We start from the raw sequence: 11,677 nt of genomic DNA on the forward strand, positions 1-11,677 counted from the left end.
TAGAGAGCAAACAAAAAAATCACCTTAATTCATGTATTAAGGTGATTGAAATATTATTCAGCTGGAGGCGTAAATGTACGTTTCTCTAATTCAGCATCTAGCATAAACAGTGCGTTTGAATCGCTTGTAATACGTTTTAATTTTTGAATGATGCTATCGAATGAAGCTTCTTCTTCAACTTGTTCGTCAACGAACCATTTTAAGAATGTAATTGTTGCATGTTCACGCTCGTCCCAAGCGATATCAGATAAGTTGTAAATACGTTTCGTTACTTCACGCTCGTGCTCAAGTGCGACTTCAAAAGCGTTTAATACAGATTCGTATTCGTTATTCGGATTATCAAATCCAGTAATAATAGCGCGTTCTCCGCGGTCATTAATATAGTTGTAAAGCTTCATTGCGTGGAAACGTTCTTCTTCAGCTTGTACAAGGAAAAAGTTAGCGAATCCATCATAGCTCTCAGCTGTACAGTAAGCAGCCATTGCCATATAAGCATGGGCAGAGTAAAATTCAAAGTTCATTTGTTCATTTAATGCGTCGTGCAATTTTTTTGATAACATAAAATCCCCCTTAGTATTGTGACAAGAATATTATAACATAATTGATAATATTCTCATTTAGATGCTTCGAACCTTTTCGAAAGCTTTGTGACGTGTGCATCCATAATGTCTTGTAAGTCTAAATCATATTTTTGCGAAAGAATAATAAGGTTAGATAGTACATCGCCAAGTTCTTCTTTTAGTTCTTGTTTTAGCTCTTCTTCTGTTTTCGCATCTTCATCAGGGCGATCGCGGCCAATTTCAATAGCACGAACGACTCGTGAAACTTCCCCAACTTCCTCGGTTAAGAAATTTAAGCGAATAAAGGCATTATACTGTGACCAGCTTCGTTTTTCGTAAAATTCCTCAACCCATCTTTGAAATGCAACGATATCCATTTCTTCCTCATCTCCTCAATATGTTGTACAATGTTCATTGTATCATAACAATATATAGTTTCGGGGTGTAGGGATGAGAAAGATTTGTGTGTTTGCAGGTTCTAATTTAGGGGAGAGACCAGAATTTAAAGAGCAGGCAATTCAGTTAGGTAAAATGTTTGTTGAGAACGACTATGAGCTCGTATACGGTGGTTCATGTGTCGGATTAATGGGAGAAGTAGCAAACGAAGTTCTTCGTTTAGGTGGACGTGTAACAGGTGTTATGCCGCGCGGTCTATTCCGAGGAGAAATTGTGCATACAGGATTAACAGAATTAATTGAAGTAGAGACGATGCACGAACGTAAAGCTAAAATGGCAGAGCTTGCGGATGCTTTTATTGCGCTTCCAGGCGGATACGGAACGTTTGAAGAACTATTTGAAGTTGTATGTTGGTCACAAATTGGTATACATAATAAGCCGGTTGGTTTATTAAACATAAAAGGTTTTTACGGACCAATTTTGCAAATGGTTGAACGTGCAGCGGAAGAAGGATTTATGAATCCATCAAATAAAGAATTGATCGTTTCAGCAGAGACAGCAGATAAACTGATTCATGCAATCCAAAATTATGAGCGTCCTGTTTTGGGAACGAAGTGGAAGCAACTATCATAGCAAATACGGAAACACATGTCGTTTTAATTTAAGATGGCATGTGTTTTAATTTGGTTAAATATGTTAATTTTAGATGTAATGTTTTTGGAAAAGGAGAAAGAGATGGAGGAGTTTGTGTATTTAAGACCGGTCTTTAAAAGTATTTTAGCAGCATCTATTCTTGTTATGCTAATTGTTTTGAGACAGAAGAAAGAGTTGATTAATGAATTTTCGCTTTGGTTTATCTCGGTATTGTGTATCGGTGTTTCCGCGATAACGTTGTTTATGTCTGGGTTTATCGTTGATGAGTATAATCTAGGTGGAGATCCACAATCGTTTTGTATGTTTATTGCGATTGGTTGTATTAGTGGTCTGAATTTCATTATTTATTACAGAAGGCAATAAAAGAGGCATTCCATATTACTTTGGAATGCCTTTATCATTTTGATTGCTTTGTTTTTTATACAGGTACCAGCCACCCCAGCCGCCACCAATTGCTACGACAACGAGGAAAGCATAGTCCTTAACCTCGACACGTATATTGAAAATATTAGCTATAAGTAAGAGAATCCCAACTGTTATTAACGCAAAAAATGCTCTAATTAAGTAGTCTTTCAACTGAACCACTCCCGTCATTTAAGTAGTAAATGATGAATTTGGAAAAGCCTTTTGGATCTATGATGCTAAAGGGTGTTTCCTATATTTTAACATAGATGAGATTGTAATATATTGATAAAAGTAGGGGAGAGGTGTTTGTTAATATTGTCGTGATTTGTCGATAAGTCGATATAATTGAAAAATCGCTGATATATTGGAGGGAATCGCCGATATAATTGGAAAATCGCTGATATGTTGGGGGGAATCGCCGATATATTGGAAAAATCGCTGATATAAATTTCATGTACCAGCATGCGCGATCAATCTATAGAAAAAAGCGACTCTGAACGAGCCGCTTCCGCTTTAAAGTAATATCTAGCTCCGGTAGCTAGAATGTTCGGTGGCTTCGCTTTTTCCTGCGAGGCAAAGAGCGCCTCTACGTCGAAAGCTCCATCCCCCTCACATTCTGAGCAAGCTACCTCCGCTTTTAGGTGATATCCAGCTCCAGCGGCTAGAATCTCCGGTCATTTCGCTCTCTCGCTCGAAGCAAAAAGCGCTTCAAGGTCGAGAGCTCCAATGCCCTGCGATTCTGAGCAAGCCGCTTCCGCTTTTAATTATTATTGATTCAAGAACGCACGTAGCATCCAAGCGTGTTTTTCTAGTTCTGTGTAGATGCCTAGTAGTAGGTCAGATGTCATTTCATCGTCAGAGTCTTGAGCGATTTCCATGCCTTTTTTCAGTTCGACTAGCATCATTTCGTAGTCTTTCATGATTGCTTCGACCATCCCTTCTGCAGTTTCTCCGTATGCTGCTTCTTGAATAGAAGATAGTTCTAAGTATTCTTTCATTGTTGCTACTGGTTTGCCGCCAATTGCTAAAATACGTTCTGCAATTTCATCGATGTGAGTAGCTGATTCTGTGTAAAGTTCTTCGAATTTCTCGTGTAATGTGAAGAATTGAGGTCCTTTTACGTACCAATGGAAGTTGTGAAGTTTTGTGAATAAAACGCTCCAGTCTGCTACTTGTTTGTTTAATACTTCGATTACTTGTTTGTTCATTATGATCAATCTCCTTTTGAGTTGTTATGTGATATCAATTACTAATTTATAATCCTTATAATCTAGTAATCTCTATAAATCAACCCTTTTGCTGGAATTAATTTGAACAAATTATGAACTGTTGTAAATAAAAGGCCCTATTACGGTGAAGTAATAGGGACTTTGTTTGAGATATGGCTCTTGTTCTGAACGAGCCGCTTGTGCTTTTAATGATATCCAGCTCCGGTGACTAGACCAGTCGGTCATTTCGCGCCTTCCTGTGAGGCAAAGAACGCCTCTTCGTCAGGAGCTCCAATGCCCTCCTGTTCTGAGCAAGTCACCTCCGCTTTAAAGTAATATCCAGCTCCAGCGGCTAGAATCTCCGGTCATTTCGCTCTCTCGCTCGAAGCAAAAAGCGCTTCAAGGTCGAGAGCTTGAAGTGTCCTGCGATTCTGAACGAGCCGCTTCCGCTTTTATTTGTTAAACAGCCTTTTGTTTTTCTTCTACATCTTGTCCATCCCAGCACTCTGTATTCTTTAAGCCAGGGATAGAGTTTGCAACGAAGACAGGATCTTTTCCTTGTTTCTTTTGCTTCAAATAGTCTACTAATGCAGCGTAAGCAAATTTGCTAAGGAATGAGATGGCAATTAAGTTTGTGAATACCATTAGTCCCATGAATAAATCAGCTAAACTCCAAACTGTTTTAAGAGCAGCGATTGATCCGAAGAATACCATTCCGACAACTGCAATACGATAAATCATTAACCATGTTTTACTTTCTTTAATGAATGCGATATTTGTTTCACCATAATAGTAGTTTCCTAGAAGTGAACTGAAAGCGAATAGGAAAATAATAATCGCTAAGAAAGTGCTTGCCCACGGTCCAATTTGTGAACTTAATGCGTTTTGTGTTAATTCGATACCTTCTAAATTTGATCCTTTGTAAAGTCCAGAACATAATACGATAAATGCTGTTGATGTACATACTAAGAATGTATCTACGAAAACGCCTAACGCTTGAACAAGCCCTTGTTTTACAGGGTGAGATACATCAGATGTTGCGGCTGCATTAGGAGAACTACCCATTCCCGCTTCTGTAGCGAATAAACCGCGCTGAATTCCGAACTTGATTGCTGCTCCAATACCACCAGCGATGGCTTGGTCTAAACCGAATGCACCGTTAAAGATTTCCATGAAAATGCTTGGTAACATACTGAAGTTGTTAATAACGACAAAAATAGCCACGCCGATATAAACGATTGCCATTGGCGGAACAATCATTTCTGTAATACGTGAAATGCTCTTAATGCCACCAAAAATAATAACTGCAACTAATAAGGCTAATAGAGCTCCTACGATTGTTCGCTCTAGTCCAAAAGCATTTTCAAACGCTATTGTTACTGTATTTGCTTGCACTGAATTGAAAATTAATCCGTACGCAACTGTAATAAGAAGTGAAAACCAGACGCCCATCCAGCGTTTGTTTAACCCTTTTTCCATGTAATATGCTGGTCCACCACGGAACCTACTTCCATCTTTTACTTTATAAATTTGCGCAAGTGTACATTCTACAAAACTAGTAGCTGCTCCGATAATTGCGATAAACCACATCCAAAATATTGCGCCAGGTCCACCCATTGAAATTGCTAATGCTACACCAGCTAAGTTTCCGATACCGATACGTGCTGCTGCACTTAAGCAAAATGCTTGGAATGGTGAGATGCTATCTTTCTTTTTTTCTTTTCGATTAAACCCTTTACTAATTAAGCTGACCATCTCACTGAAATGAGTAATTTGGACAAATTTTAATTTAAAAGAGAAGTAAAGACCGAAGCCGATTAGCATTGCAATAAGAATATATGACCATAAAATATTATTCGTTACCTCAAGGAATCTGCTAAAGATATCAACCATATAATACACTTCCTTTTTTTCGTAATAAGAAAATTATATGCAAAAAATATACGAGAATCAATTTTTCTAAAAAATTATGTTACTTAAAACATTTTTGTGTTATGATTATGTTACATCGTAATGTTTTTAGAATTATTTACATTTTAAAAAACTAAATTTAAAGCGAGAAGGTGGGGATAATTTGAAAGAAGATTCTTTATGGAAAGTAAGCCTTGAGAGTTTGAAAATGAGAAGTAATATATTTTTTATCATTACATCTTTAAGTATCTTTTTAGGGTCCACTTATTATTACAATAAAAGATTTCCAAATCACAAATATCCTGAGTGGTTAGAATTTCTAAAGTTGATTGGATGAATAAAAGACAGAAAAACAGAAAATTAAAATAAACAAGTTATGGAGGAGCTAAAAATGAATATTAGAGAAAGTGAACTTCCGGGTATTGGTTATAAGTTTCAAATCGTTACGAAAGGTAACGAAAAGATGGTAATTGTCATTCATGATGATGGTCGTAGAGAAATGTATCATTTTGATTCAGATCATGAAGAAAGCATCTCAAGTATTTCACTACGTGACTCAGAGGCGAGACAAATCGCTGCAATATTAGGTGGAATGGTATATAAGCCTAGGGCGTTAGAAAATGTTGAGATGGTTTTTGAAGGTTTAGCGATTGAGTGGTTCAAAGTGGAGAATACAGCTCCAGCAATCGGAAAAACAATTGGCGATCTTGAAATCAGAAAAACATATAGCGTAACAATAATCGCGGTTATGAAGAAGAACATGAAGAAGCTATTTAATCCAGGACCAGAAACAGTGATTGAAGAAGGAGATATGCTTGTAGTTTCAGGTGAGAGAGAAGAAATTAAAAAAATCATTAATGAATTACTTTCAAATAGGGGGGACTGATTAGATGGATACGTTAATTTTTGAAGTTGGTACAGCTTTAGTTTTAGTGGCAATTGCAGCAGTAATTGCTGGAAAATTTAAATTCTCAGTAATTCCTTTTCTAATCGTTCTTGGAATGTTAGTAGGACCGCATGCACCGACAATAGGTGTTATCGATCTCAAATTTATTGAAAGTGCAAGTGTAATTTCCTTCCTTGGACGAATTGGGGTTCTATTCCTTCTATTCTATCTAGGATTAGAATTTTCAATGAAAAAACTAATTAAATCTGGACGCTCTATTGCGATTGGCGGAACGATTTATATTTTAATTAACTTTTCACTTGGTTTGTTATACGGATTTATAATGGGATTCCCATTACTAGAAATCTTAATTATTGCGGGTATTATTACGATTTCTTCTAGCGCTATCGTTGCTAAAGTGTTAGTGGACTTAAGAAGAACTGGTAATAATGAAACCGAATTAATTTTAGGAATTATTATGTTTGAAGATATATTCCTTGCTGTATATTTATCAGTTGTTTCTGGTTTAGTACTTGGAGATCACGCTTCCTTCTTAGGTGCCCTTACTTCAATTGGAATTGCTTTAGGATATATGCTTCTATTCTTTATAGTAGCTAGAAAGGCTACGCCGTTATTAAATAAATTGCTCAATATTAGCTCAGATGAAATCTTTATTATTGTAGTATTTGCTTCGTTATTCTTCATTGCTGGTTTTTCAGAAACAATTCACGTTGCAGAAGCAATTGGAGCACTTCTTCTAGGATTAGTTTTCTCTGAGACAGAGCATAGTGACCGAATTGAACATCTTGTTGTTCCATTTAGAGACTTTTTCGGAGCTATTTTCTTCTTCAGCTTCGGGTTAAGTATTGATCCGTTCTCATTAGGCGGAGCGATATGGTTAACGTTAGGTGCTGTCCTTCTTACGATAATCGGTAACTTTGTAGCAGGAATGATCGCAGGAAGACAAGCTGGATTATCTCATAAGGCATCAACAAATATCGGATTAACAATCGTTTCAAGAGGAGAGTTCTCCATCATTATGGCTAATATCGGCATCGCCGGTGGTTTAATGTCAGTACTGAAACCATTTTCAGCACTATACGTGCTTATACTATCCATTTTAGGCCCACTTCTGACAAAAGAGTCGAAGAATGTATATAAATTCTTAAATAAAATCTTTAAGTGGGATACGAAGACTAACTAAATTAAAAAAATAAAAGTACAAGATATTACCTGCTTGTACTTTTATTTTTGTAATGAAAACAGTAAAGAGAGGTACATGATGTTAGGAGAGTTGATTCATTCGGTTTTAGTTTTTTTAGAAGGACTTGGTTATTGGGGAATTATGCTTGGATTAATGCTAGAGGTTATTCCAAGTGAAATCGTATTGTCTTATGCAGGCTATTTAGTATCAACAGGAAGCATTACATTTTGGGGCGCTGTCGCGTTCGGTACAATTGGTGGTGTAATTGCACAACTATTCATTTATTGGATTGGTCGATATGGAGGAAGACCTGTTCTTGAGCGATATGGAAAATATATTTTAATTCAGAAGAAACATATTGATTATGCTGAAGATTGGTTTAATCGTTATGGAACTGGCGTTATCTTTACCGCACGTTTTATTCCGGTTGTGCGTCATGCTATTTCGATACCAGCGGGTATTGCGAAAATGTCACATGCTAAGTTTATTACGCTAACTACATTAGCTGTTATTCCGTGGTCAATTGTGTTTGTATATTTAGGTTTTAAATTAGGAACAGAGTGGGAAAGTATTAATAAAGTTGCGGGGCCATATGTGAAATACTTTGCACTTGCTGCTATTGTTTGTGCAATTGGTTATTTTGTATTAAAAAAAATGATGAAAAAAAAGTGATTACAGAAAAGGAATCTATGTCGACATAGATTCTTTTTTTATTGGCATTTTTTCAAGGATGAAAGAATACGTTTAATATTTACTATATTGTGGCATACATATAGGAAAAGGGAGTTTGGAAAGGGGAATAAAGAGAAATGGAACTCCAGTTTCAAAATGTATATCAACAGGTAGAGAATTGGTATGTGTTGGATTCGGAGCTTCCTTGGGATGTCAAAAAGCTGAGAGAGGATTTGTGTTCTCTTATTGAAGTATGTAAAACGCCCGTTATTTTTTGTGATACGTGTGATGCAAATGATGTACTTCTATCATTAGGGGAAGAGGAAGAAGAGTTCCTATTCCCAGTAGGTGGTTTTTATCATAAAGAAAAGAAATTAATTTTCGTTTGTATGTGGGAAGAGTATGAGCAAGTTCTCAAAACGCTACTGCATGAATTTCGCCATGCGATGCAACATAAGAGAGATATATTGTATGTGGGAAGTGAACGGTACGAAGAGCGGTGGATTGAAAAAGATGCGAGGAAGTTCGCGGAGAGGAAATTGGATGAATATAAGAGTAGAAAGTTAAAGTAAAGCATAGTGGAGAAATAGCGCTGTGCTTTTTCACTTATTAAAAATAAGTATTTGACTTTTATAAAGTTTAGTTCTAAACTAATGATATGAAACGAGCGAGGTGATGAAATGAAAACAGAAGATAGACTAGGGCTACTATTATGGTTTCGTTTGTCACGCTTTTATAATAAGAGTATTCGTGAGACGAATCAGCATTTGAAAAAATGGAATATATCTGCCGCCCAGTTTGATGTGTTAGCTCAAGTTGGAGGACATAATCGTTTAACGCAGCAAGAACTTGGAAATAAGCTATTTGTTACGAAAGGAAATGTAACGCAGCTTTTAAATAAAATGGAGCAGCTTGAGTGGATTTTGCGTGAACAAGAGGGTACTACGAAATATATTTCTTTAACAGAAAAGGGAAGAGCTTTATATGAGGAAATCGTCCCACCTCAAGAAACGTTCCAAGCAGAGAAGTTTCATAATTTAAATATAGAGGAACAAAAGCAGTTATTAACACTATTAAAAAAGTTACAGTAAGAAAAAATTTTAAAATAAATCTCGAATTCGAGATAGTATGAGGTGAAGGATATGTTTAGAAAAGTTGATCATAAAAATATGGGCAGAGCAAATCATGGTTGGTTAAATACACATTTTCATTTTTCTTTTGCCAATTACTACAATCCAAATAAAATGAACTTCGGAGCGTTACGTGTTATTAATGATGATCTAGTAGCGGCGCAAACTGGTTTTGATATGCATCCGCACCGTGATATGGAGATTATTTCTTACGTTGTAGATGGTGCTTTAACACATGAAGACAGCATGGGAAATCGCGGAACGATTGAGCGTGGACATGTTCAATATATGAGTGCTGGCACGGGTGTATTTCATAGCGAGCATAATTTAGGCGATGAAACGCTGCGTTTATTACAAATTTGGATTTTACCAGACCGTGCGGATCATAAACCAAACTATGGTGAGTTTAAATTTGATTGGAGCAAGCGCGAAAATGAATGGTTCCATATGGTATCTTCAGTAGAAGGAAATGCACCAATTCAAATTCACCAAGATGCGAATTTATACTCCTTATCATTAGAGGCTGGAAAAGAAATTCATTTTCCAGTGAAAGAAGGCCGTCAATTGTATCTTGTACAAATTGAAGGAAGCAGTGTAATCAATGGTGAAACGTTTGTTATGCGGGATGCAGCAGAAGCGGTAGAAGAAGATATTCATATTGAAGCAAAAGAGCAATCTCATTATTTAGCAATTGAATTGAAAAAACAATAAAAGGTTTATAGAAAAGAGGACATCCGATAGATGTCCTCTTTTTTGATTGGAATTGTCTGAAAAATGTTTCTCAAATTTTCGGTAGAGGTATCGGCTGGGAAAATAAGAATTGTATAAAAGTGTCAAAAATCTTTATGGGAATGGGGAATGTTATAGTGAAAAAGCAAGTCATTTCATCAGCATTAGCGTTAACTGTTATCGCCGGGGGATTTGGAGCGTTTGGGGCAACGACAACGAAAGCGGAAGAACAAAAAATTCAATATCATCAAGAATTTAAAACACCTGCATACATAGGTGAAGAATGGAAAGCACCGGAAGGACTAGATAAAAAAGAGACAGTCTTTCAATACTTAGAGAGTAAGAAAGATATGTTTAAATTAGCAGGAAATATTGAAAAGCATTTTAATATCGTTGGAGAAGAAAAAGACGCTGAATCTGATACGACACATGTGAAGCTAGTTGAGAAACATAATAACATTCCTGTGTACGGTTCTGATCAAACTGTTACACTTGATAAAGAGAATAATGTAAAAGCATTCTTCGGACAAGTTATTCCGAATTTAGATGATAAAAATATTCCTGCAGCTGCAAGCATTACTGCGGAACAAGCAGAAACGATTGCAAAGGCAGATATTGAGAAAGAAATTGGTAAAGTAAAGAGTTATGACGGTGTGAAAAAAGATTTGTTTGTATATGAAAAGGACGGTAATTACTACCTTGCATACTTAGTTAAGGCATCGATTTCAAAACCAGCTCCAGGATATTGGCATTATTTTGTTGATGCAACGAATGGAAATGTTATTGAGAAATATAACGCTGTAGATAACATTACTGGATTTGGTTACGGAGTATTAGGTGCTAGACAATCATTTGAAATTGCTCAAGATACGAAAACAGGACAATTCAACTTGTTTGATGGTAAACGAGGACAAGGCATTCATACATTTGATGCAGAAAATATGGACGAGAACTGGTTTAATTTATTCTCACAATGGCTTGGATATACAGGAGAAGAAGTTGAAAGTAAATCTAAGTTCTTCGAAGATAAAGCTGCAGTTGATGCGCATGTAAATGCAGGGAAAGTATATGATTACTACAAAAAGACATTTAATCGTAACTCTTTCGATGATAAAGGTGCGAAGCTTATTTCAACTGTTCACGTAGGTACAGCTTGGAATAACGCAGCTTGGAATGGTGTGCAAATGATGTATGGTGATGGAGATGGAAAAACTTTCATTCCATTATCTGCTGGACTTGATGTTATCGGTCACGAATTAACGCATGCTGTAACTGAACATACAGCAAACCTTGTTTACAAAAATGAGTCAGGGGCGTTAAATGAATCGTTATCTGATATTATGGGTGTTATGGTTGAGAAGAAGAGCTGGGATTTAGGTGCTGATATTTATACACCTGATAAACCTGGTGATGCGCTTCGCTCTCTTAAAGACCCAGCGTCTATTCCAAACCCATTAAAACCAAGTGAAGGTTACCCAGATCACTATAGTAAACGTTACACTGGAACAGCTGATAATGGCGGCGTTCATATTAACAGCAGTATTAACAATAAAGCTGCATACTTAGTATCTGAAGGCGGGGATCATTACGGCGTGAAAGTAACTGGAGTGGGCCGTGAAGCGACAGAAAAAATTTACTACCGTGCTCTTACGAAATATTTAACTGCAAACTCTGACTTCAAAATGATGCGTCAAGCGGCACTTCAGTCAGCTGAAGATTTATACGGTAAAAACTCTAAAGCTGTACAAGCTGTAACGAAAGCTTATGATGCAGTAGGTGTAAAATAATAAGAGAAAAGACCTGACATCCTATTTTACTGAAAGATAAGAAAAGTGAACTTTGAGGTTTGAATTAGCAATAAAGGTATGTTGTTAAACAATTGTAGGGAATAAAAAGAGGAGTGGGGGAATCCACTCCTTTTA

The 11,677-nt window shown here is 36.6% G+C and carries 14 protein-coding genes; 9 read left to right on the top strand and 5 right to left on the bottom strand.

From position 1 onward, the window contains the following. Nucleotides 1-53 precede the first annotated feature (53 nt). On the bottom strand, nt 54-560 hold the full coding sequence (locus ACS2CR_RS06635) for a ferritin (protein WP_000949403.1): 507 nt from the start codon (nt 558-560) through the stop codon (nt 54-56). A gap of 53 nt (nt 561-613) precedes the next feature. Next, entirely contained in the window at nt 614-937 is a 324-nt protein-coding gene (locus tag ACS2CR_RS06640) for a MazG nucleotide pyrophosphohydrolase domain-containing protein (protein ID WP_000355746.1), read from the bottom strand. Between the two features lie 88 nt (nt 938-1,025). On the opposite strand from ACS2CR_RS06640, the gene ACS2CR_RS06645 reads away from it, so the two are divergent. Together ACS2CR_RS06645 and ACS2CR_RS06650 are read left to right on the top strand one after the other, a co-directional pair. Beyond that, the gene (locus ACS2CR_RS06645) at nt 1,026-1,589 is read left to right on the top strand and encodes a TIGR00730 family Rossman fold protein (RefSeq protein WP_002062664.1); all 564 of its coding nucleotides are present in this window, start codon (nt 1,026-1,028) and stop codon (nt 1,587-1,589) included. Nucleotides 1,590-1,691: 102 nt separating this feature from the next. After that, nucleotides 1,692-1,973: a hypothetical protein gene (locus ACS2CR_RS06650; protein WP_000390910.1), complete on the top strand. Its 282-nt coding sequence runs from the start codon at nt 1,692-1,694 to the stop codon at nt 1,971-1,973. 15 nt (nt 1,974-1,988) lie between these two features. Here ACS2CR_RS06650 and ACS2CR_RS06655 read toward each other — a convergent pair whose 3' ends face one another. The 3 genes from ACS2CR_RS06655 to ACS2CR_RS06665 form a co-directional block, all read right to left on the bottom strand. Beyond that, a complete protein-coding gene (locus tag ACS2CR_RS06655) occupies nt 1,989-2,186 on the bottom strand; it encodes a hypothetical protein (protein WP_000656312.1) in 198 nt (65 codons plus the stop codon). A gap of 596 nt (nt 2,187-2,782) precedes the next feature. Beyond that, nucleotides 2,783-3,223: a Dps family protein gene (locus ACS2CR_RS06660; protein WP_001041895.1), complete on the bottom strand. Its 441-nt coding sequence runs from the start codon at nt 3,221-3,223 to the stop codon at nt 2,783-2,785. A gap of 459 nt (nt 3,224-3,682) precedes the next feature. Continuing rightward, nucleotides 3,683-5,116 (bottom strand): alanine/glycine:cation symporter family protein, encoded by a 1,434-nt coding sequence (locus ACS2CR_RS06665; protein ID WP_153602752.1) that lies wholly within the window; start codon nt 5,114-5,116, stop codon nt 3,683-3,685. 409 nt (nt 5,117-5,525) lie between these two features. Here ACS2CR_RS06665 and ACS2CR_RS06670 point away from each other — a divergent pair, with 409 nt between their 5' ends. The 7 genes from ACS2CR_RS06670 (at nt 5,526) to ACS2CR_RS06700 (ending at nt 11,542) form a co-directional block, all read left to right on the top strand. Beyond that, nucleotides 5,526-6,020 (top strand): cation:proton antiporter regulatory subunit, encoded by a 495-nt coding sequence (locus ACS2CR_RS06670; RefSeq protein ID WP_001026075.1) that lies wholly within the window; start codon nt 5,526-5,528, stop codon nt 6,018-6,020. Nucleotides 6,021-6,024: 4 nt separating this feature from the next. Beyond that, nucleotides 6,025-7,224, top strand: coding sequence for a cation:proton antiporter (locus ACS2CR_RS06675; protein WP_000380223.1), 1,200 nt, complete (start codon nt 6,025-6,027; stop codon nt 7,222-7,224). Between the two features lie 78 nt (nt 7,225-7,302). Next, the gene (locus ACS2CR_RS06680; RefSeq protein WP_000900214.1) at nt 7,303-7,896 is read left to right on the top strand and encodes a DedA family protein; all 594 of its coding nucleotides are present in this window, start codon (nt 7,303-7,305) and stop codon (nt 7,894-7,896) included. 137 nt (nt 7,897-8,033) lie between these two features. Beyond that, nucleotides 8,034-8,468, top strand: coding sequence for a DUF3920 family protein (locus ACS2CR_RS06685; RefSeq protein ID WP_000422794.1), 435 nt, complete (start codon nt 8,034-8,036; stop codon nt 8,466-8,468). Nucleotides 8,469-8,576: 108 nt separating this feature from the next. Further along, on the top strand, nt 8,577-8,987 hold the full coding sequence (locus ACS2CR_RS06690) for a MarR family winged helix-turn-helix transcriptional regulator (RefSeq protein WP_000845467.1): 411 nt from the start codon (nt 8,577-8,579) through the stop codon (nt 8,985-8,987). Nucleotides 8,988-9,038: 51 nt separating this feature from the next. Beyond that, a complete protein-coding gene (locus tag ACS2CR_RS06695; RefSeq protein ID WP_097998973.1) occupies nt 9,039-9,737 on the top strand; it encodes a pirin family protein in 699 nt (232 codons plus the stop codon). A gap of 155 nt (nt 9,738-9,892) precedes the next feature. Next, nucleotides 9,893-11,542: a M4 family metallopeptidase gene (locus tag ACS2CR_RS06700; protein WP_000745121.1), complete on the top strand. Its 1,650-nt coding sequence runs from the start codon at nt 9,893-9,895 to the stop codon at nt 11,540-11,542. Nucleotides 11,543-11,677 lie beyond the last annotated feature (135 nt).

The organism is Bacillus cereus group sp. BceL291 (assembly GCF_051776705.1).
Taxonomy (GTDB): domain Bacteria; phylum Bacillota; class Bacilli; order Bacillales; family Bacillaceae_G; genus Bacillus_A; species Bacillus_A cereus.

Excerpts from the sequence above, each read along its gene's own strand:
- ACS2CR_RS06635 (WP_000949403.1), bottom strand. The coding sequence starts at position 560 with ATGTTATCAAAAAAATTGCACGACGCATTAAATGAACAAATGAACTTT.
- ACS2CR_RS06650 (WP_000390910.1), top strand. The coding sequence starts at position 1,692 with ATGGAGGAGTTTGTGTATTTAAGACCGGTCTTTAAAAGTATTTTAGCA.
- ACS2CR_RS06665 (WP_153602752.1), bottom strand. The coding sequence starts at position 5,116 with ATGGTTGATATCTTTAGCAGATTCCTTGAGGTAACGAATAATATTTTA.
- ACS2CR_RS06675 (WP_000380223.1), top strand. The coding sequence starts at position 6,025 with ATGGATACGTTAATTTTTGAAGTTGGTACAGCTTTAGTTTTAGTGGCA.
- ACS2CR_RS06685 (WP_000422794.1), top strand. The coding sequence starts at position 8,034 with ATGGAACTCCAGTTTCAAAATGTATATCAACAGGTAGAGAATTGGTAT.
- ACS2CR_RS06695 (WP_097998973.1), top strand. The coding sequence starts at position 9,039 with ATGTTTAGAAAAGTTGATCATAAAAATATGGGCAGAGCAAATCATGGT.
- ACS2CR_RS06660 (WP_001041895.1), bottom strand. The coding sequence starts at position 3,223 with ATGAACAAACAAGTAATCGAAGTATTAAACAAACAAGTAGCAGACTGG.
- ACS2CR_RS06690 (WP_000845467.1), top strand. The coding sequence starts at position 8,577 with ATGAAAACAGAAGATAGACTAGGGCTACTATTATGGTTTCGTTTGTCA.
- ACS2CR_RS06680 (WP_000900214.1), top strand. The coding sequence starts at position 7,303 with ATGTTAGGAGAGTTGATTCATTCGGTTTTAGTTTTTTTAGAAGGACTT.
- ACS2CR_RS06640 (WP_000355746.1), bottom strand. The coding sequence starts at position 937 with ATGGATATCGTTGCATTTCAAAGATGGGTTGAGGAATTTTACGAAAAA.
- ACS2CR_RS06670 (WP_001026075.1), top strand. The coding sequence starts at position 5,526 with ATGAATATTAGAGAAAGTGAACTTCCGGGTATTGGTTATAAGTTTCAA.